Origin of the sequence: Micromonospora sp. KC723 (assembly GCF_004348595.1) — a bacterium.
Taxonomy (GTDB): domain Bacteria; phylum Actinomycetota; class Actinomycetes; order Mycobacteriales; family Micromonosporaceae; genus Micromonospora.
In genome coordinates this window covers 1-20,013 of the sequence record NZ_SMKD01000108.1, presented here as the reverse complement: position 1 = coordinate 20,013, position 20,013 = coordinate 1, and the positions used below count along the sequence as shown (strand labels likewise).

The 20,013-nt window shown below is 73.9% G+C and carries 16 protein-coding genes; 8 read left to right on the top strand and 8 right to left on the bottom strand.

Annotated elements, in window-relative coordinates; genetic code table 11:
• Positions 1-975: 975 nt before the first annotated feature.
• Complete coding sequence (locus E1165_RS21350; protein WP_132393563.1) at positions 976-2,382, top strand: DivIVA domain-containing protein; 1,407 nt, start codon at positions 976-978, stop codon at positions 2,380-2,382.
• 152 nt (positions 2,383-2,534) lie between these two features.
• On the opposite strand, the gene E1165_RS21345 is transcribed toward E1165_RS21350, so the two are convergent.
• Positions 2,535-3,437 carry a nucleotidyltransferase domain-containing protein gene (locus tag E1165_RS21345; RefSeq protein ID WP_243704908.1) on the bottom strand — a complete coding sequence of 301 codons (903 nt, stop codon included), beginning with the start codon at positions 3,435-3,437 and terminating at the stop codon, positions 2,535-2,537.
• A 67-nt stretch (positions 3,438-3,504) separates the two neighbouring features.
• The gene (locus E1165_RS21340) at positions 3,505-4,431 is read right to left on the bottom strand and encodes a diacylglycerol kinase family protein (RefSeq protein ID WP_132393562.1); all 927 of its coding nucleotides are present in this window, start codon (positions 4,429-4,431) and stop codon (positions 3,505-3,507) included.
• A 229-nt stretch (positions 4,432-4,660) separates the two neighbouring features.
• Between E1165_RS21340 and E1165_RS21335 the strand changes: the two genes are divergently transcribed.
• Together E1165_RS21335 and E1165_RS21330 are read left to right on the top strand one after the other, a co-directional pair.
• Complete coding sequence (locus E1165_RS21335; protein WP_132393561.1) at positions 4,661-5,653, top strand: helix-turn-helix transcriptional regulator; 993 nt, start codon at positions 4,661-4,663, stop codon at positions 5,651-5,653.
• 194 nt (positions 5,654-5,847) lie between these two features.
• On the top strand, positions 5,848-6,801 hold the full coding sequence (locus tag E1165_RS21330) for an alpha/beta fold hydrolase (RefSeq protein WP_132393560.1): 954 nt from the start codon (positions 5,848-5,850) through the stop codon (positions 6,799-6,801).
• Here E1165_RS21330 and fxsT read toward each other — a convergent pair.
• Genes fxsT through E1165_RS21305 form a run of 5 tightly spaced genes read right to left on the bottom strand, consistent with a single transcriptional unit; the run spans position 6,795 to position 15,157 of the window.
• Positions 6,795-10,709, bottom strand: a complete 3,915-nt coding sequence (gene fxsT, locus E1165_RS21325) for an FxSxx-COOH system tetratricopeptide repeat protein (RefSeq protein ID WP_132393559.1) — start codon at positions 10,707-10,709, stop codon at positions 6,795-6,797. The two genes, E1165_RS21330 and fxsT, sit on opposite strands and share 7 nt — an antisense overlap.
• The gene (locus tag E1165_RS21320; RefSeq protein ID WP_132393558.1) at positions 10,706-11,872 is read right to left on the bottom strand and encodes a TIR-like protein FxsC; all 1,167 of its coding nucleotides are present in this window, start codon (positions 11,870-11,872) and stop codon (positions 10,706-10,708) included. The genes fxsT and E1165_RS21320 overlap by 4 nt, the downstream gene beginning before the upstream one ends.
• Positions 11,859-12,635 carry a TIR-like protein FxsC gene (locus tag E1165_RS21315; RefSeq protein WP_243704906.1) on the bottom strand — a complete coding sequence of 259 codons (777 nt, stop codon included), beginning with the start codon at positions 12,633-12,635 and terminating at the stop codon, positions 11,859-11,861. Before E1165_RS21315 ends, E1165_RS21320 begins: the two co-directional genes overlap by 14 nt.
• Before the next feature lie 34 nt (positions 12,636-12,669).
• Complete coding sequence (locus E1165_RS21310; RefSeq protein WP_132393557.1) at positions 12,670-15,006, bottom strand: FxsB family cyclophane-forming radical SAM/SPASM peptide maturase; 2,337 nt, start codon at positions 15,004-15,006, stop codon at positions 12,670-12,672.
• The gene (locus tag E1165_RS21305; protein ID WP_132393556.1) at positions 14,978-15,157 is read right to left on the bottom strand and encodes an FXSXX-COOH protein; all 180 of its coding nucleotides are present in this window, start codon (positions 15,155-15,157) and stop codon (positions 14,978-14,980) included. The genes E1165_RS21310 and E1165_RS21305 overlap by 29 nt, the downstream gene beginning before the upstream one ends.
• A gap of 278 nt (positions 15,158-15,435) precedes the next feature.
• Between E1165_RS21305 and E1165_RS21300 the strand changes: the two genes are divergently transcribed.
• The 5 genes from E1165_RS21300 (at position 15,436) to E1165_RS21280 (ending at position 19,040) form a co-directional block, all read left to right on the top strand.
• On the top strand, positions 15,436-15,858 hold the full coding sequence (locus tag E1165_RS21300; protein ID WP_132393555.1) for a molybdopterin-binding protein: 423 nt from the start codon (positions 15,436-15,438) through the stop codon (positions 15,856-15,858).
• A gap of 2 nt (positions 15,859-15,860) precedes the next feature.
• A complete protein-coding gene (gene modA, locus E1165_RS21295) occupies positions 15,861-16,631 on the top strand; it encodes a molybdate ABC transporter substrate-binding protein (protein WP_371687373.1) in 771 nt (256 codons plus the stop codon).
• Positions 16,628-17,446 carry an ABC transporter permease gene (locus E1165_RS21290; protein ID WP_132393553.1) on the top strand — a complete coding sequence of 273 codons (819 nt, stop codon included), beginning with the start codon at positions 16,628-16,630 and terminating at the stop codon, positions 17,444-17,446. Before modA ends, E1165_RS21290 begins: the two co-directional genes overlap by 4 nt.
• A complete protein-coding gene (locus tag E1165_RS21285) occupies positions 17,443-18,504 on the top strand; it encodes an ABC transporter ATP-binding protein (protein WP_132393552.1) in 1,062 nt (353 codons plus the stop codon). Before E1165_RS21290 ends, E1165_RS21285 begins: the two co-directional genes overlap by 4 nt.
• Positions 18,505-18,620: 116 nt before the next feature.
• Positions 18,621-19,040: an OsmC family protein gene (locus E1165_RS21280; protein ID WP_132393551.1), complete on the top strand. Its 420-nt coding sequence runs from the start codon at positions 18,621-18,623 to the stop codon at positions 19,038-19,040.
• Between the two features lie 61 nt (positions 19,041-19,101).
• Here E1165_RS21280 and E1165_RS21275 read toward each other — a convergent pair.
• A partial coding sequence (locus E1165_RS21275; RefSeq protein ID WP_132393550.1) for a Na+/H+ antiporter NhaA occupies positions 19,102-20,013 on the bottom strand: 912 nt, incomplete at its 5' end.

Here is a 20,013-nt window from a genome sequence, read left to right as displayed (position 1 = left end):
AAGCAGACCCAGCCAGCACGGGGTATCAATCATAATTGGCACTGGCTTAACAAGCACCCTGTTGAGTTCTCAAAAAACAACCACACACCCACCAGAAACCCCACACCGTGAGGCCCCAGCAGGGGCACTTCCTCCAACGCCCACCACCAGCGCGGCGAGCACTTTTACTACGCTACCCGGAGGCATCCACCGCGTCAAACCGCACTATCGCGATCCGCACCACATCAACCCCATTCCGGGCACCACAAGTCAATTGGCTTCCGCCGCTCTCCTCGTGGCTTCCGGCAGGCCGGCCGCCGCAGTCTCCCGCAGACTCGCCCGGTTCCTGCCGGCGATGAACCATACCCGATTGGTTCCCGCCCACCAAATCCGCACCAGGGCAGATCCAGGGGCACCACCGGTCAGGCTACGAGAGACCAACCCCCGCAACCCCAGGTCCATTCCCGCGCCCGGCCTACCAGGACTTTCGCCTGTTTCGTCCGTTCCGCGCTGGCAGAGAGAAAGTTACGCCCCCGGTAAGTTGATCGTCAAATCCGCCGGAAGCGTCCCGCGTCACACGGGTCGCCCGGGCACCGTCGCCGCGTCCTCCGCCGCACGAGCGGTGTCCCGACGGCGACGGACACCCCTCGCGGGACCAGGCGGTCCGTCGACCGCGGACAGGACGCCGTCGCCGCGTTCCGGCAACACCCTGGCGGTGTCTCTCGGGTCCGACGACGCATTCCTCCGGCCGCCGGCACGCGGGCCACCGGCGAATCGACGGCGGTGGGTGCCAGACATCGCTGTCACGGACGGCCCACCTAACCGGCAAGCCGCCATCCGGAGATGTTCGGTCGACCCGTCGGCGGCCGAACCCCCACGACCGTCCCGATCAGCGGGGCAGGCCTATGACCGGGGCCGCAACGGCGGTAGCGTTGCGCCACATCACTGGCCCGTGGGCGATTCCGCGCGGCGCTCGGAAGGTACGGAGGGTGCTGGATGTCCAACGGCGAAGAGCCGTTCGCGCTGCGTGACGACACGGCCGCTCGGCCGCAGTTCGAAACCGCCCTGCGCGGCTACGACAAGCGGCAGGTGGACCGGTACGTCGAGCAGACGGACGGCCAGCTGGCGAGGCTGGCCGCGGAGCGTGACCAGGTGGCCGGCCAACTCCACGGGCTCACCACACACATCCAGCGCCTCCAGGCGGAGGTCACCGAGTTGCGGCAGCGGCCGGCACAGGTGGACCGGGCCTCCTTCCGTGACCTGGGCCCCATGGTGGACCAGATCCTGGCGCTGGCCGAGAAGCAGGCCGGGGTCATCACGGAATCAGCCACGCAGCGGGTGAACGCCCTGCAGAACGAGGCGGAGAAGCTGCTCGCCGAGGCTCGGGAACGGACCAGCCAGGCGCTGCGTGACCTGGAGGACGAGCTGTCTTCGCGCCGGGCCGAGCAGGACAAGGCGTACGAGGAACGCCGGTCGGTGGCCGAACAGGAGCTGGCCGAGATCCACGAGCGGGCCGAGAGGCTGCGCGCCGAGGGCGAGGCCGCGCACGAGCGCGCCCAGCAGGAGGCCAAGCGGGTCAGCGAACAGACCGCCAAGCAAATCACCCAGACTCGGGCCGCGGCGGAGGCCTTGACGAAGGCGGCGCGCACCCAGATCCAGCAGGAGATGCAGGCGGCCCGCACGCAGAGCCAGCAGGAGTTGGCCCAGCTCCAGGCGACGGCGGAGAAGGAGATCGCGGAACGGCGGGCCGCCGTCGAGGAGGAACTGGCCGCACAGCGGGCGGCGGCGGAGCAGGAGCTGACCAGCCAGCACAGCGCCGCGGAGCAGCGGATCCAGGCATTGATCGCGGAGGCGCAGCAGTACGCCACGGAGGTCCGCCAGCGCGCTGACGAACAGGTGGCCGCCCACCAGGAGCAGTTGACGGCGGTGCGGCGGGAGATCGCGGAGCGGCAGCAGGCACTGGTCCAGGTCCACGAGGAGCTGGACACCGCCGGCACGCAGCTCGCGCAGATCCGGCAGGAGGGCGACACCGCGGAACGGGACCTCCTCCAGGTGCAGCGCCAGCTGGAGGAGGCCCGTCGCCACCTCGCCGCCGAGACCCGGCGGCTGGAGGAGACCCGCCAGGCGGCGGACTCGGTGGAGCGGCACGCCAAGGAGGTCCGGGCGCGGGTGCAGCGGGAGGCGAAGCGGGTGGCGGACCTCGCGGCGGCGGCGGTGATGGCGGCCGCGGCCGGCGGGTCGGAAACCGCCGAGTTCCCGGTGGTGACGGCGCGCCCGCCGGTGGAGCTGACGGAGGACGCGCCGGAGGATCGGCCGGCCGTGCACGCGGTACCGGACCGGCCGGCTCCGGAGCCGTACGTGCCGGCGTCGGCGCACCGGTCCGAGGTGGTGTCGAGCGGCTGACCGTGGCCGGACCGTGGGTCGCGTTACCGCACGTCACACCCTGACGGCGGCGCTCAGGCGTCCGCCGGGTCGCGGACGTACCAGCAGAGGGTGGCCGTGGTCACGGATCCGCAGCAGCGTGTGGGACGGGACACCGGCCGGTGTGGCGCCGGTCAGCCACCCGGCCGCCCCGGGGAGCCGTACCCCCGGTCCGCCACGCGGTGGAGCACCCAGCGCTGGAAGTGCCGTGCCTCGGCCCTGCCGGGCGGCGGCCCGCCCTGCCGGGCGGCCAGGGACCGTTCGATGAGGTCGACGTGCCGGCCCGACGCGGCCACCCGCCGGCCCGCAGCCAGCTTCGACAGCCACACCCCGTCCTCCACCCGAACCAGCGACCGGCACGCCCCCAGCACCGCGTCCTCGGTCCCGGCCGCAGGTCGGTCGGTCACGTCGCCGCCGGCCGCGCCGTCAGCGACGCCCGCACCGCCGTCGGCGTCGACGTGCGCCGCGACGCGTTCGAGGTACCCGTCCCCGTCGGCGACGGCGCCGGCGGACCGGGGTGGGGCCAGCCACCAACGCAGCGCCTCGACCAACAGGCGGCGCAAATCGTCCGGGTGCGGGTCGGCGAAGGTCCCGGCAGCGGGCGGACCCAGCAGGGCGTACCCGTGCTGATGCAGGATGCTGCGGTCCAGGCCGTACCAGAACCGGCCGTCGGCGGCCGACCGCCGCGCCGGGTCGTAGGTGGCGCGGAACGCCATCCGCGCCCCGGTGTTCAGCTCCACCTCGAACGCCGGCTCCGGGGTGCCCGACCCGGCCGCCGCCCGGGTGTAGGCGACCAGTTCCAGGCCGCGCGCCGGGCAGGGCAGCGCCTCGTGCCGCAGCCGGGCCACCAGGGCCCGCTTCTGTCCGGCGTCCAACGGAGCGGCGACGACCAGGGCCACGTCGACGTCACTGCGGCCGGGCTGGTAGGCGTCGAGCGCGACCGAGCCGGCCGCGTACGCGCCGACCAGGTCCTCGCCGAGGAGGGTACGGGCGGCGTCGACCAGATCGTGGAGGTAGCGGCGCAGGGACGGATCCACCGCACCATCCTCGGCCACGGGTCGGGATCCAGCCCACCGTGACCGGCGGCACCCCCGAACGATCCGCTCACCCGTCCGCGTCGGGGCAGCAGACCGTCAACGCCCCGGGCACGACCTTCACCCTGAGCCGTCTGGTCCGTCCCCGTGCGCCGCCGTCCAGCTCGTACGTCTTCGGTTCGGCGAAGCGGACCTTCACCCTGCGGCCCCGGGTGATCCGCACGAACGGCGAGTCCTCGGAGCGGCCGGTGGCCATCCGGCCCAGGGTGCGGGCCCAGTCGACCGCGCCGCTGGCGGTGGAGACGCCGATCTCCAGGGCCCCGTCGTCGGGGCGGGCGTCGTCGAAGGCCGGCACGCCGCCGGTGATGGTGCCGACATTGCCGAAGAGGACACAGCTCGCCTCGCCGTCGAACCAGTCGGTGCCGTCGACGGTGATCCGGGTGCGGGTCAGTTCGCCCCGGACGTGCCGCAGCCCGGTCCAGACGTACGCGGCGCGGCCGAGTCTGCCCTTGAGCTTGCGGTCGGCCTCGCGGATCAGGTCCCCGTCGAAGCCGGCGCCGGCCATCACCGCGAAGTGTTCGCCGTTGAGCCGGCCCAGGTCGAGGGTGCGCCGCCGGCCGCGCAGGCCGATCTGGACCGCCTGGGCGAGGTCGGTGGGGATGCCGAGGTTGGCGGCGAAGAGGTTGGCGGTGCCGGCGGGCAGGATCGCCATGGCGGCGTCCGCGCCGGCGAGGGCGTCCGCGCAGCGCTGCACCATGCCGTCGCCGCCCCACACGAAGACCAGGTCGGCGCCCTTCCTGAGCGCCTCGCGGGCCTTCTTCGGGGCCTTGCGGCTCTTCGGCACCTCGTACCAGAGCAGGCGCTCGACCCCGGCGGAGACGAGGGCGGCGCGCAGCGCGTCGAGGCCGGCGCCGAGGGTCTTCTTCCGGTGGGCGACGACCGCGACCGTGCCGGTCCGGGACCGGATGTCGGACTTCACCGTGGTGCTGGGGCTCATGTCCGGAAGTGATACCCCGGCACGGGGTTTCCCACGCCGGCCGGGCGGCGGCGGTCCGGGGATCGGCCGAGGTCGCCGGAGGGCGGGCCGCCGCGCGTTGTCCGCCCCGTCACGGGAGGTTCACAATCTGGCCATCCGCTGTCCGGGCTGCCGACGAACGTCCCGATCATGGCTGGCGCGACCGCAACACCTGGGACACACTTGAGGCCCGACATTGAGGGACGGGGGCATGGGTAGCTCCATACAGGACGATGCGGCGGCGGCTTTCGTACGGGAGCTCACGCACTGGCGTCACCAGCGCCGGCTGTCCAAGAAGGAACTGGCGGAGCGGACCGGCTTCGACCCCTCGTACGTCAGCCACATCGAGAACGGGCGGCACCAGCCGACCGAGGAGTTCGCCCGGCGGGCGGAGCTGGCGCTCGACAGCGGCAACCGGATCTGGCAGCGCTACGTCGCGTTCGCCGGCACCCGGACGGCGGGACGACTGCCCGTCCTCGGCCCCACCGCCGTTCCGCCCCCGGCCGGGCCACATCTGGTGATCGACGACGAACAGGCCGACCTGACGCTCGTCGACGGGGCGTACGAGTGCCGGTTCCGGCGGGTGCTGCACAGCGTCGGCACCGAACCGATCACCCGGCACACCGTGCAGATCGACATCGACCGGTTTCCCGACGACCCGGCCCGCTCCGCCGCCTTCCACAGCCGCCACCCGCTAACCCTCGACGAGGTGGACTTCCGGGCGTTCCTCGGCGCCGACCGTCCCGAGCCGATGCGCTGGCGGGTGACCCGCAGCCGGGACGCCTTCCTGAAGATCGCCCTGCCGCTGGAGAGCGGCGGGGCGCCGGCGCCGCTCTATCCGGGGCAGCGCACGGTGGTCGACTACGCCTACCGGGTGCCGGCGTGGAAGTTCGGCGACTGGCTGCAACGCGACATCCGGCTGCCCACCCGCCGGCTCACCGTACGGCTGGCCTTCCCGGCCGCCACCCGCCCGACGCTCTGGGCCAGCGAGACCTCCTTCACCTCCGAGACCACCGCGGACGTCACCCCACGCCGGCAGGAACGCGAGGGCGTGGTGGCGTACGAGTGGGAGGTGCCACGCCCCCGGCTGCGGGCGCAGTACCGGGTGCACTGGCGCTACGGCGACCCGGCCGCTGCCCTGGCCGGCGCGGTCGTCCCGGGGCAGCCGCCCGGCGTCGACCCGGACGACGACACCCGGCGCTGACCGGCGTGGAAGTTTCCCGCCCCGGTGCCGCCCTGGTGTCGTTTCCGACAGATCGGTCCGCATGTCGATGCACTCCGTAGCGGCCCGACCGACCCGACCCTTAGGCTTGATTGTCGGATGGGTGCCGGGTCGCGGCGCCACCCGGCACCGGGTTACGGACGTGGGCTGAACGCAGCACCGGAAGGCAGGCTGGAGTGACCCGAGACGGTGAGCCTGGGGCCGGATTCGCCCAACGCGCGGACAACAGGCGCGTGGCGTACGAGGTCACCGGCGCGCCCGACGGGTTCCCCGTCTTCCTCATGCACGGCACCCCCGGCAGCCGGCGCGGCCCGAAGCCGCGCAGCATCGTGCTCTACCGGATGGGTGTGCGGCTGATCGCCTACGACCGGCCGGGCTACGGCGACTCGGAACGCCGCGAGGGGCGGGACGTGGCCGATGCCGCGCGGGACGTCGAAGCGATCGCCGACCAGCTCAACCTGACGCGGTTCGCCATCGCCGGTCGCTCCGGTGGCGGCCCGCACGCGCTGGCCTGCGCCGCCGACGGCGCGCTGCGCGGCCGGGTGGCCCGGGTGGCGGTCCTGGTCAGTTTCGCTCCCGCCGACGCCGCCCGGCTGGACTGGTTCGCCGGGATGAACGGCGACAACGTCCGCGGCTTCGGCGGCCGGGAGGACCACGACACGGCGACGATGATCGCGCAGATCCGCCGGCGCGCGGCCCGGGTCGCCGAGGACCCGAGGTTCCTGCTGGAGGAGTTGATGGTGCAGATGAGCGCGGCCGACCGGCGGGCAATCAACGACGCGGCGCTGCGCCGGCTCATCGCCGACACCTACGAGGAGGCGCTGCGGGCCGGCCCGTACGGCTGGATCGACGACGTGCTGGCGTTGCGCCGCAGCTGGAAGTTCGACCTCGGCGCGATCGACACCGCGCGAACCCCGGTACGGCTGTGGCACGGCGCGGAGGACACCTTCGCCCCCGTCGGGCACGCCCGGTGGCTCGCCGGGCAGATCCCGGGCGCCGAGATCGAGGTACAGCCGGGCGCGGCCCACTTCGACGCCGTGGAGGAGTTGCCCCGGGTGCTGGGCTGGCTGACCGAGGCGGGCGCGGCGACCGCCCGCGACCTGCTGATCGGCACCCGCCCCGCTCAGTAGTGGTGGGGATCGAGAACCCGGCGTACCAGCCGCCCGTCCCGCAGCACCAGCACGCTCGGATGGTGCTGGCCGATCCGGTCGGCGAGCCGGTCGGCGACGCGGGTCCGACCGATGCTGACCCGCCCGCCCGAGGCCATCTGGTTCACCACCTCCAGGTTACCGGTGCTGCGCAGGGTGTCCGGGTGCTCGGCACCGAGCACGTCGGTCAGCCGGGCCACCACGTCGCGCAACTGCTCCCGCCCGGTCTCCAGGTCACCGGCGTACACGGTGAAGACCGCGACGTTGTTGTCGGCCGCCATCACGAACGGGTGGCGAGGGTTCAGCGCCGCCCGCAGCCCCGCCGCGGCCGACCCGGCCAGCGCCGCGCCGCCCGCGGTGTCGCCGGCGTCCCAGGTGGCCACCGCCAGGTTGTTCCGGCACACCGACACGTAGGGGTGCCCGACGCCGAAGACCTGGGTGAGGACCTGCTCGGCCTCGACCAGCTCGCCGCGGGCCCGCTCGCCCTCGCCGAGGAGCATGAGGTTGGCCGTCCAGCTCAGCCAGGCGAACAGGGTGTCCGGGTCGGTCGCCCCGAAACTGGCCCGCAACCGTTCGTAGGCGACCTCCAGCAGCTCCCCCGCCGCGACGATCTCCCCCGTGCTGCGCAGCGAGGCGGCCAGGTTGGCCTGTGTGGCCAGCACGTCGCGGGACTGGTCGCCGAAGATGTTGCGGTAGCCCTCCACCGCGCCGCGCAGCAGCGCCACCGAACGCTCGTACTCGCCGAGTTCACGCAGGTCACGGGCGAGGTTGCTGGCCGAGAGCAGGGTACGGAAGTGATCCGGACCGAGGACGAGCCGCAACCGACGGTAGGTGTTCTCGTCCAGCTCCCGCGACTTGGTGAAGTCACCCATCATCTGGTACGACGCGGCGAGGTTGTTGGCGGAGATCAGGGTACGGCGGTGGTCCTCGCCGAACACCTCCACCGACGCCGCGTAGGTCCGCAGGTCCCGCTCCAACGCCTCCCGGTAGCGGCCGAGCGCGCGCAGGTCCCCGGCGTAGCCACCGGCGGTCATCAGGGTGTACGGGTGGCTGGCGCCGATCAGTTCCTCCTGCTGGTGCAGGGTGTCCTCGTCCAGCCGGCAGGCCTCCTCGAAGCGGCTCAGACCGCGCAACAGGTTGGCCCAGTTGAACCGCAGGTGCAGCAGTTGCACCCGCAGCGCGCGGTGGGCCGGCGAGTCCGGGGACAGCTCCCCCAACCGGGTCGACCAGATCTTGTCGGCCTGCCGGGCGTACTGCTCGCCCTGGGCATAGCCGCCGTTGAGGTAGATGTAACGAATCCGGTCGATGACCAACTGCCGGACGTTGTCGTCGGAGCAGGAGACCGCGTCGGAGCCGTCCAGGTGCGGCCAGAGGATGCGCAGCCGTTCCTGCAACGCCGGGTCCTCCACCTCCCCGGAGGGACGGGAACCGGCGAGGATGCGGTGCACGTCGTGCTTGACCTCGTCGAGCTCCCGGTCGGACATGCGGGCGCGCAGCGCCGCCTGGAGCAGCCGGTGCACCTGCACCCGTTGCGCGTGCAGGTCCACCTTGATCAGCGCCAGTCGGTTGATCCGCTGCACCAGCGCCGCCGCGATGTCCCGCTCGTCGACCCGGTCGGCGACCCGGGCCGCGACCACCGGATCGTGCGGGGCGATCACCCGTGCCACCTGGTCGCCGTAGAGCAGCTCCAGGGAGATCTCCGGGGCCAGCACCGAGGCGAGCTGCAACAACCGGTACGCCCCGGCGGACTGTTCCCGCAACCGTCGCAGCGACCGGCCCCAGACGTCGGTCTCCGGGCCGGTGCGTTCCAGCCCGGCAAGGTACTCCCCGACCGGCGTGCCGGTGTCGGCGAGCCAGGCGCCGGCCATCGCCACCAGGATCGGGATGTTCTCCACCGCGTCGGCGACCCGTTCGGCCTCGGTCACGCTCATCGACTCCTCGCCGATGCGGGCCCGCAGGTGCGTCACGCTCTCCGTCCGCTGGAACGCCTCGACGTCGACCGCCCGGGCCAGGTCGCCCCAGTCCGGGTTGCGGGTGGTGACCAGCACGTGCCCGTTGCCCTGCGGCAGGAAGTCCTTGACGTGCTCGTACTGGTCGACGTTGTCGAACACGAGCAGCCAACGCACCGGATGGCCCGTGCCGTCCCGCCGCTCCCCCCGGCTGAGCCACTGCCGCACGGCCCGGGTCTTCTCGGGGATCGTGGGCAGCTCCGGCAGGCCGAGTTCCCGACCGAGGTCGGCCACCTGGACGTCGACGAACTGCGGCGGGTCGGCTTCCACCCACCAGACCACGTCGTACGCGCCACGGAAACGGTGGGCGTACTCGATGGCCAGCTGGGTCTTGCCGATGCCCGCGCCGCCGCGCAGCGCCACCGGGACAGCCCCGCCGCCGGCGGTCTTCAGCTCCTCGCGCAGGCGGCGCAGGAGCGACTCCCGCCCGGTGAACCGGACGTTGCGCCCCGGCGGGTTGAACACCTCCGCCCCGACGGCCGGGTAGCGGGCGCCGGGGACGGCGCGCCCGGGTTCGCCCGCCGGCCGACCGACGAGGCGCAGCAACTGCTCGGCGGCCGCGTCCGCGCCCCGGTCGTGCACCGAGGCCCAACCGCCGGCGGTGAGCTCCGGCGAGGGTGGGGTGTCGTCCAGGTGCAGCGCCAGCGTGGGCACGCCGGGCGGGACGATCTCCGGCCCGGACCGGTCCCGCGCGGCGCGGTACGCGCGCGACACCAGCCGCAGCTCCCGGTAGGTGACGCCGGCCCGGACCGGGGCGGGTTCGTCCGGCGTGACAGGCAGCACCCGCAAATCCGCGGCGGTGAGCACGGCCTGCGCCCACTCCGCCCAGGCCTGGTCCTCGGCGACGTGCCGCAGCACGATCAGCTCGTCGGCGACGGCGGGCTTGCGCTCGAACCGCTGCACCGTCCGTAGCCGCAGCGCCTCGTCGATGCGGGGCAGGGCGGTGACCCGGCCGTTGGTGATGTGGCCGGTCAGCGTCTCGTACGCGCTGAGCAGCGTGGTCCGGCCGCCCGGTTCGTCGCCGAAGGTCGCCAGGGTCTCCTCGTAGGCGTAGTACGCCCGGTAGGGCACCTCGACGGTCAGCCAGTACTCCTGCCGCTCGGCGTCGGTCATGCCGCTGGGCAGGCCGGCGAAGCGCTGCATGGCCAGCGCCCGGCCGGCGTCCCGCTTGCTCTTCTCCCCGTCGTCGACCCGCATCGGCACCGGCAGCACCCGCCGGGCGCGACGGCCCTCGTAGCCGCGTACCCGGGCGGCGACGGCGGCGGCCCCGTCGATGCCCTGGCCGCTGAGGGTGAAACAGTCGACCAAGACGTCCGGCAGGTGGATGGTGCAGATCTCGGCGACGTCGCTGATGCCGGTGCGGCTGTCGATCAGCGTCCAGTCGTAGTGCCGCTTCATGTCCTCGCGCAGCGCGTCGAAGAACTGCGCCCCGCCGAGCCGGTTGTAGAAGTTGTCCCAGTTCAGGCCGGTGACGCTGGTGGCGTAGTCGGGGTTGTGCCGGCCGGCGAGCAGCAGGTCGAGGCTGCCGCCGCCGGGAAAGTCCCAGCTCACCGAGAAGGCGTAGTTGTGCACCCGGGCGAAGCGGCGGTGCCAGTCACCGGGCCGGGTGTCGGTGTCGCCGGCCTTGCGCCGCCGCGCGTTCTCCCACTCGTACTCCAGGATCAGGTCCATCACGCCGCCGGTGGAGGCGACCTGTTCCGGGTCGAGGAACGGCGCGAAGAAGCGGTGCAGCCCCGGGGATTCCAGGTCCCAGTCGGCGACCAGCACCCGCTGCCCGTTGGCGGCCAGGATCCAGGCCGTGTTGGCCAGCGCCATGGTGCGGCCGGTGCCGCCCTTGTAGGAGTAGAAGGTGACGACCTGGCCCTCGCGTGGTGGCGTCATCGGTGGTCCTTCCCTCGCCGTGCGTCTGACGGCCCGTCCGTTCGCAGGCTGGGCCGGGGCTCGGCCGGACCGTCGGGCGGATCGACCGGGCCGTGCCGCAGGAACAGCTTGCGGGCTTCGATGACCAACTGCGGAGCGCAGCGCTCGAACTCCGCGATCTCGCGTACCGGCAGCACCTGCGGGAACCGGGCGTCCTGCAAGCTACCGGCGATCGTCTCGGGGGTGGCGTCGCCACGCGCGCCGTCGGGGGCGATGACCAGCGGAACGGCCCAGCGGGGCAGATCGTCGACCGCCGCCCGCGCCGCGCCCGCGCCGACGGTGGCGTCGACCAGCACCACGGTGGGGCTCTCCGCCGCCCGCGCCCGGGCCTCGGCCAGGTCGACGACCCGGGTGGGCAGGCCCAACCGCTCCGCGGTGGCCGCCACGTAGTCGGCGACGGTGAGCGCGTGCTGGCCGTGGTACGGCCGCCATTCGGCCCCGTGCGGGGTGACCAGGGTGATCACCAGGGGGGTGTCCCCGCTCTCGACCCCCGGGCTGCGGGTCAGGGCCACCGCCCGGGACGGGGCCAACGGCTCGGACTCGGTGACCGCGACGATGCGCTCGGCGAGCGCCGCCAGGATCGCCCGGTACGGCCGCCGGTAGGCGCTCAGCTTGCACAACGCCCGCAGCCCGTTCTCGGCGTAGTCGGCGCGGTCGGCCGGATCCTGGGCCAGCCTGAGCGCCTGGGCCGTCTCCGGCCGCTCCTCCCACGGCGGCAGCGGCAGCCAGAGCACCGGCAGCACGTGTCGGGCAGCCCGGCCCGGCGGCAGGCCGACCAGGCGGCTGCGGAACGAGTCGCGCTCGCCCACCGCCCAGGGGTTGCCGAAGTACTTGGGCGAGTAGAGGGGGACGAAGACGTGCGTGACGCTGAGCGCGTCGGTGAGCGTCCGCCTGAGGTCGGCGCCGGGGTCGACCAGCCCGTCGAAGAAACCGACGTCGAGTTCCGCGGTCCGGTGGGCCCGGTCCCGGACCGCGAACGCGAGGTCCTGGAAGAACCGGTTGACCCAGAAGTCGGTGTCCGGCCGGGCCGCGGCCGACAGCGGCACCGAGTGGGCGTAGCTGAGGAAGAAGTACGTCTGCCGGCCCGCCGGCACGCCCGTCGAGGCGGTGTCAGACCAGGTCATGCCCGACCTCCTCGAACGTCGTGCGGAGCTGACCCAGGTCGGTGGGGACCTCCGCACGCACCCAGTGGGTGTGGTACGCGCGGGCGACACGCTGGGCGAGCCGCCACACCACCGCGTCGTAGGCGTCCTTGCCGTTCTTGCCCAGGCTCAGCAGGCCGTAGATGCCCTCTTCCTGGTACTGCGGGGCGATGTCCGAGGGTAGCCGGGTCGGGCTGAACATCTGCCGTTGCGACACGGCCGGCGGCATCGACCGGCGTTCCACCACCGACCAGTTCACCGGGATGATCGGGGTCTCCCCCGGGGAAGCGCTCGCCCCCGGGCGCACCGTGAACCGGCGGCGGGCGAAGGCGTCCCACTCGCGGGCGCACCAGGGGCTGTTGAGGTACTGCGGTGAGATCAGCGGGATGAACACCTGGCAGTGCCCGGCCGCGAAGGCGAGGTCGTCGGTCCAGACCTGCCCGCCGTCGAGCATCCGGTCCATGAACCCGGCCTGCCGCCCGGGCGGCAGACCGAGCAGCTCGACCACGTGGTCGGAGAGGTCGACGAAGAGCTGGAAGACCTTCTGGTTGGTGTCGCGCGGGGGCGCGGCGATTCGGTTGCGGGACCGGGCGTAGCTGAGGAAGAAGACGGGCGCGCCGGGGTCGACGCGGAACTCCTCCTCGGTCACCTGCCGCTCCCGCCCGGTGTGGACATCCTCGGCGCACCACAGTATCGACACCTGCCAACCCGTGCCGCCCCGGACGACGGCGGCGGGCGCGGTCATCGGGACCGCACCGGCCGCACGAGCACGCCGTCGGTCACGACCAGCTGTCCAGGGTGTCGCGCATCCGACCGACGAAGCGGTCACCGGCGGTGGTGAGCGCGCCGAGGCCGAGCAACGCGTCCAGGGCGCCGACGGTCCAGTCCCGGTAGCGGCGGTAGGCGGCGGCCGCGGCCGGGCCGGGCCGGGACCGCCACATGTCGGCGACGGCCAGGTGGGCGTACGTGCCGTGCAGGACGCCCTCGACGGGGCGGGGGTCGGGGCGCCACGGCACCGTCAGCCGGCGCTCGTCCGCGCGGTCGAACAGGTCGCAGACGTCGAGCACCGCGTCGAGCTTGAGGTGCTGCACCTCGTGCACCAGCAGCACGGCCAGCGCCGCGTCGTCGGGCGCGGGGGCCACCGCCACCGCGCCGAAGGCCGCCCCCGCGGCGGCGCTGCGCTGCCGCCCGGCCGGGTCGGGCCGCAACGGCACGACGGCCCGCAGCAGCGCGCCGACGGCCGGGGCGTACCCGCCGTCGGCCTCGCCCCGGAGGCGACGCAGCGCCGCGTCCAGGTGTTCGGTCCACCGTGCGGCGTCGGCGTCGGCCAGGCGGGGTGCGACGGGCAGGTGGTAGCAGTCCCGGTACGGGTCGACGTCCTCCAGCAGCAGTTCGCGGCCGCCGGCCCGGACCCGCCGCGCCGGCTGCCAGGCCGCGGGCGGGTCGGCGAGGCGCACCCGCTCACGCCGCCCGGCCACGGCCAGGTCGAAGCCGCCCTCGCGGCTGGTCAGCCGCGCCGTCGGGAGGTCGGCGGAAACGTCGAACGCGCCCAGCGTGGGCAGGCCGAGCACCCCCCCGCGGACCGGCACGTCCAGCGTCACCCCGACGCCGGCGCGGATCGCGGCGGCGGCCGCCACAGCCGCCAGGTACGCCAGGTCGCCGGTCACGCCGTCGCGGCAGCGCTGCGCCCACCGGCGGACGAACGGATGCTCCAGGACGACGCGGACGGCCTCGGGCGCGGCGACGTCCAGGTCGACCAGCAGCCGCCACCCGGCGGCGGCCACCGGGTCGTCCGCGGCCCGCGGGCTGAGCGCGACCAGCAGCGCGCGGACCATCCCGAGGTGGACCGAGGCGAGCTGCCGGGCGCTCTCCTCGGTGCCCCGGCCACCGGCCAGGTCGTCGAGCACCGCGCGGCTGAGCGCGTCGGCGCCCTGCCGGCGTGCCGGCGCGTGCGCGGGAGTGCCCACCATGGCGTGGACCAGTTCCTTCAGGTCGGCACAGTAGACGGACGGGTTGTCGAATCCGGTGCCGGCGCGGTACCGGTGGGCGAAGAGACCGCCGCCGCACTGGCGTACCACCGGGCACTCGCGGCAGGTGGCGCAGAGACCGGCCAGGCCGGTCTGCCTCATGGCGATCATCGGGTGTGCGGCGGCGTCGTCGACGCGGTGCCGGAAGACGTCCAGACCGGTGGCCGGCGCGCCGTGGTAGGCCGACTTCAGGGAGTCGACCTGCTCGAACGTGCCGTCGGTCTCGATGACGACGAGGTCGGCGAGGCCGAGCCCCACCGCCTCCGTCCGGCTGGCGCCGCCGGCGGCGGTGGAGATCAGGGATTCCAGCAGGCGGATCGGCACCGGGCGGCCGTCGGCCAGCCAGCGCCGGTGCACCGCGAGCAGCCACGCCGCGTACGGGGTGGGGACCCCGTCGGGGCGGACCGGCGGGCGGTCCCAGTTGGCGTGCGGGAGCAGGAAGTCGATCTGCGGGGGCTCCTCGGCCAGCAGCGCCTCGTACACCCGGACCGGGTCGTTGGCCAGGTCGACGGTGCAGAGGATGCCGGCGTAGCCGGCCCGGTACTCCGGGCGGCGCAGCAGGGCGAGGGCACGGCGTACGGCGGCGTGACTGCTCGCGCCGTTGGCGTGGCGGCGGTGCCGGTCGTTGGCGGACACGTCGCCGTCGAGGGAGATGCCCACCTTGACGTCGTGGGCGGCGAGCACGTCGCAGACGCGCGGGGTGAGCAGGACGCCGTTGGACTGCATGCGCAGGTCGAGCCGGGCCACCGGGTCGATCCGGCGGCGTAGCTCGCCGGCGGCGGCGGCCAGGCCGGCGGCGCCGGCGAGCAGCGGCTCGCCGCCGTGCAGCACGACCCGTACGGCGTCGAGCCGGTGCGCGGCGGCGTGCTCGGCGATCCGGCGGGCGGCGGCCCGCAGCGTCGCCGCCGCCATGACACGCGGCTGCCGACGCCAGGACTGGTCGGGGTGCTGGTAGACGTAGCAGTGGTCGCACGCGAGGTCGCAGCGGCTGGTCAGCTTCAGCACGTACTGACTCAGCGGGCTGACCCGTCCGGTGGCCTCACCGGGCGGCCCGGCCGGTTCAGATCGCAGAGCCGAAGCCCTGGACATCGACGCCGGTCGGGCGGTTGACCCGGTGGTGGTGGGCGTCGGCGACTGCCCTCGCCCGGGAGAGCGGGATCTCACCGAGCGCCGTGTGCCGCAGATCGTCCAGCGGCGGCGGAGTCGGGATCTGGTCGGGACGGACTGCGATGCGATCCACGTCGTTCCCCCATGCGTGTCGGAGGTCGGCGGGCAACGGCCCAGACGACGGTCAACGACGACCATCGACGATAATATATTGCACAATCAGTGATGTCACTGGCGCTCTCCGCGCAGATCGCCGTCGCGTCCGCCCCGCCGCCGCACCGGCCGGCGCCCGCCCCGCCGGCACCCGAAGCCCGGGTGCCGCACCTGCGGCAAACTGTCCACCATCTGCCTCGGGTACGCCAGCCCTAACGGCTCTTCCGCCTCGCAGACGCGGCGGGCTAGGGTGTCCCGGTGACCGTCTTCCGGATCAGCGAGGCCGCCGAGCTGTTGGGGGTCAGCACCGACACCGTGCGCCGCTGGGTGGACGCCGGGCGGTTGCCCGCCAGCCGCGACGAGCACGGCCACCGGCTGGTCGACGGGACGGAGCTGGCCGGTTTCGTGCGTGCCCAGGCCGCCGAGCCGGACGCCGGCGCGGACGTCACCTCGGCCCGCAACCGGCTGCGTGGCATCGTCACCGCCGTCATCCGGGACACCGTGATGGCCCAGGTCGACATCCAGGCCGGGCCGTTCCGGGTGGTGTCGCTGATGAGCCGGGAAGCCGTCGACGAACTCGGCCTCGAGGTGGGCTCCGTCGCCGTCGCCGTGATCAAGTCGACCACCGTCGTGGTGGAACGCGCCGCACCTGGCGGCGCCCGGGGAAGGACCAGCACATGACGATCCGCCGCGCCCTGGCCACCCTGACCGGGCTGGCCCTGCTCGCCACCTCCGGCTGCACCGCCGACGACCGGCCCGACCGCACCGACGACCGCCGCACCCTGACCGTCTTCGCCGCCGCCTCGCTGACCGAGTCGTTCACCGCCATCGGACGGGAGTTCGAGGCCAACCACCCCGGCGTCACGGTGACCTTCACCTTCGGTGGCAGTTCCGCCCTGGCCACCCAGATCACCCAGGGCGCCCCGGCCGACGTCTTCGCCGCCGCCGCGCCGCGGAACATGACCACCGTCACCGACGCCGGCGCCGCGGCCGGCGCCCCCGTCGTCTTCGCCCGCAACCAGTTGGTCATCGCCGTGCCCAAGGGCAACCCGGGCCGCGTCCGGCGTCTGGCCGACCTCGGCCGGCGCGGGACGAAGGTGGCGATCTGCGCCGAGCAGGTGCCCTGCGGGGCCGCCGCCCGCGCCGCGCTGGACGCCTCCGGGATCGAACTCGTCCCGGCCACCCTCGAGCAGGACGTCAGGGGCGCGCTGGCCAAGGTGCGTCTCGGCGAGGTCGACGCCGCGCTGGTCTACCGCACCGACGCCCGGGCCGCCGCCGAGGTCGACGGGATCGAGTTCCCCGAGTCCGCGCGGGCGGTCAACGACTACCCGATCGTGGCGCTCCGGGACGCCCGCGACCCGGCCACCGCCCGCGCCTTCGTCGATCTCGTCACCTCCGCACGCGGCGCGGCCGTGCTCACCGCCGCCGGTTTCCAACCGCCGGCAGTCTTGTGACGGCCCTGCGTCACCTGTCCACCGGGCGCGGGCCGGGCCGGCGGGTGCCGGCGGCGCTGCTCCTGCCGGCCGCGCTGGGCCTGCTCCTGCTGGTGCTGCCACTGGTGGGGTTGCTGCTGCGCACCCCGTGGGCGAGCCTGCCGGAGCGACTGACCGCGCCGGGGGTGCTCACCGCACTGCGGCTGTCCGTACAGTGCGCCACCCTGGCCACCCTGCTCTGCCTGGCCCTCGGCGTACCCCTGGCCTGGCTGCTGGCCCGGGTGGAGTTCCCCGGCCGCCGGGTGGTGCGGGCCCTGGTGACCGTGCCGTTGGTGCTACCGCCGGTGGTCGGCGGCCTGGCGCTGCTGCTGGTCTTCGGCCGCCGGGGCCTGCTCGGCGGCTGGCTGGACGACACCCTCGGCGTGACGCTGCCGTTCACCACCACCGGCGTGGTGTTGGCCGAGGCGTTCGTGGCCATGCCGTTCCTCGTCATCGCCGTCGAGGGCGCGCTGCGTGCCGCCGACATCCGGTACGAGGAAGCCGCGGCCACCCTCGGCGCCGGCCGGTGGACCACCTTCACCCACGTCACCCTGCCGCTGGTCGCTCCGGGCGTGGCCGCCGGCGCGGTGCTCTGCTGGGCCCGCGCGCTCGGCGAGTTCGGCGCCACCATCACCTTCGCCGGCAACTACCCCGGCCGTACCCAGACCATGCCGCTCGCGGTCTACCTGGCGTTGGAGACCGACCTGGACGCCGCGATCGTGCTCAGCCTGATTCTGCTCGTCGTCTCGGTGGCGATCCTCGCCGGGCTGCGCGACCGCTGGCTCGGCAGCCCGTGACCGCGCCGCTGCTGGACGCCCGACTGGTCGTCGACCGGGGCGCCTTCCGCCTCGATCTGCCGCTGCGCGTCGGCGCTGGCGAGGTGGTGGCGTTGCTCGGCCCGAACGGCGCCGGCAAGACCACCGCCCTGCGCGCGTTGGCCGGGCTGCAACCGCTCACCGCCGGACACGTCGTGGTCGACGGCGTCGACCTGGACCGGCCCGGCCACGGCCGGTGGGTGCCGCCCGAACGGCGGCGCGTCGGCGTGGTGTTCCAGGACTACCTGCTCTTTCCGCACCTGAGCGCGCGGGACAACGTCGCGTTCGGTCCCCGCCGGCAGGGCCTGGACCGGCGGGCCGCCCGGGAACGGGCCACCGGCTGGCTGGAGCGCGTCGGCCTGGCCGGCTACGCCCGGCGCAAACCCGGCCAACTCTCCGGCGGGCAGGCCCAGCGGGTGGCCCTGGCCCGCGCGCTGGCCGTACACCCCCGGGTGCTGCTGCTCGACGAGCCGCTCGCGGCGCTCGACGCGCGGACCAGGCTGGAGACCCGGGCACAGCTGCACCGGCACCTGTCCGCGCACGACGGCGCAGCGCTGCTGGTCACCCACGACCCGCTGGACGCGGTCGCGCTGGCCGACCGGCTCGTCATCGTCGAGGACGGCCGGCTGGTGCAGGAGGGCGACGCGGCGGCAGTCACCGCACGCCCACGCACCGACTATGTCGCCCGGCTGGTCGGGCTCAACCTCTACCGCGGTCACGCCGACGGCCACCGGGTACGCCTCGCCGACGGGGTCACCCTCGCCAGCGTCGACCGGGTCGACGGGGACGCCTTCGTGGTGTTCCCCCCGGCAGCCGTCGCGCTGCACCCACACCGGCCCGAGGGCAGCCCCCGCAACGCCTGGCCGGCAACGGTCGCCGGGCTGCAACGGCACGGCGACCACCTGCGCGTGCAGCTCACCGGGGCGCTCGACGTGGCCGCCGACGTCAGCGCGACGGCGGTGGCCCAGTGGAGACTGGAGCCGGGGCAGCGGGTGTGGGCGGCGGTCGAGGCCAGCGAAACCCGCGCCTATCCGGCCTGAGCCGGCCCGGGCCGCCGCGCGCCGGTCCGGCAGCCCGTCGGCGCGGGCGCACCGCCCCGTTGACGCCCGGATGGGCGCCCGGTGCGGTATGCAATGGGGGACGAGCAGGAGGCGCGATGGGACAACCAGCCGAGGCGACCACCAACCGGATCGAGGCCCGGTTCCTCGACGGCGAGGCGTACGAGTTCGCCGTGCGGGATCACCGCGTACGGGTTGACCAGCCGGTCGGGGACGGTGGCGACGACAGCGCCCCCACCCCCGTCGAACTGCTGATCGGCGCGCTCGCCACCTGCGTGGCCTTCTACGCCGGCCGTTACCTGACCCGGCACGGCCTCAGCCGCGACGGGCTGCGGGTCAGCGGCGACTTCACGATGGCCACCGACCGGCCGGCCCGGGTCGCGACGGTCCGGCTGATCGTCCACGCCCCGGCCGACCTGCCGGCTGACCGGCGGGCCGCGCTGCTCGCCACGGCCGCACACTGCACGGTGGAGAACACCCTGGCCACACCCGCCGACGTCACCGTCGACCTGGCGTGAGCGGACCGACCCGGACACGGCGATGGTCGGCCCGTGGCTGCGCGGACCGCGACCGGCCTGGTCACCGACCGGCGGCGCCGTCCGTCTCGGCCTCGAACACGTCGGGAACGCCGTTCCGGTCCCGGTCGATCTTCTCGATCTCGTGCAGGCGACGGTAGCTGCGGTTCCGGGGGCGCAGGATCACCGTGGCGAGCAGGGCAGAGAGCAGCGAGCCGGTGAGCACGGCCACCTTCACGTGGTCGTCGCGCTCGCTGCCCAACCCGAAGGCCAACTCCCCGATGAGCAGTGAGACGGTGAAGCCGATCCCACCGAGCAGCGCCAACCCCAGCACGTCGACCCAGTTCAGTCCCTCGTCCAGTTCGGCCCGGCCGAACCGGGACATCAGCCAGGTGGCGGTCATGATGCCGAGGGGCTTGCCGACCACCAGGCCGACGACGATGCCGAGCGCCACCCGGTCGGTGAGCGAGGTGACCAGGCCGGCGAGCCCGCCGACGGTCACGCCGGCGGAGAGGAACGCGAAGATCGGCACCGCGACCCCGGCGGAGATCGGCCGGAAGCGGTGCTCGAAGTGCTCGGCCAACCCCGGCCCGGCGTCCGGTCCGCCGGCCGACTCGCTGCGGATCACCGGCACGGTGAGGGCCAGCAGGACACCCGCGACGGTGGCGTGCACCCCCGACTCGTGCACCAGCACCCAGGTTGCCGCCGCCAGCGGCAGCAGCAGCCACCAGGACCGGACCCGACGCCGCACCAGCACCCCGAAGGCGGCCAGCGGGACCAGCGCGCCCAGCAGCGGCAGCACCGACAGGTCAGCGGTGTAGAACACCGCGATGATGACGATCGCCATCAGGTCGTCGACCACGGCCAGGGTGAGCAGGAAGGTCCGCAGCGCCGACGGCAGGAACGACCCGATCACGGCGAGGACGGCCAGCGCGAACGCGATGTCCGTGGCGGTGGGGATCGCCCACCCCTTCAC

Coding starts and splice junctions, on each gene's coding strand:
- E1165_RS21350 (WP_132393563.1), top strand. CDS start 976: ATGTCCAACGGCGAAGAGCCGTTCGCGCTGCGTGACGACACGGCCGCT.
- E1165_RS21340 (WP_132393562.1), bottom strand. CDS start 4,431: ATGAGCCCCAGCACCACGGTGAAGTCCGACATCCGGTCCCGGACCGGC.
- E1165_RS21335 (WP_132393561.1), top strand. CDS start 4,661: ATGGGTAGCTCCATACAGGACGATGCGGCGGCGGCTTTCGTACGGGAG.
- fxsT (WP_132393559.1), bottom strand. CDS start 10,709: ATGACGCCACCACGCGAGGGCCAGGTCGTCACCTTCTACTCCTACAAG.
- E1165_RS21320 (WP_132393558.1), bottom strand. CDS start 11,872: ATGACCTGGTCTGACACCGCCTCGACGGGCGTGCCGGCGGGCCGGCAG.
- E1165_RS21315 (WP_243704906.1), bottom strand. CDS start 12,635: ATGACCGCGCCCGCCGCCGTCGTCCGGGGCGGCACGGGTTGGCAGGTG.
- E1165_RS21310 (WP_132393557.1), bottom strand. CDS start 15,006: ATGTCCAGGGCTTCGGCTCTGCGATCTGAACCGGCCGGGCCGCCCGGT.
- E1165_RS21280 (WP_132393551.1), top strand. CDS start 18,621: ATGGGACAACCAGCCGAGGCGACCACCAACCGGATCGAGGCCCGGTTC.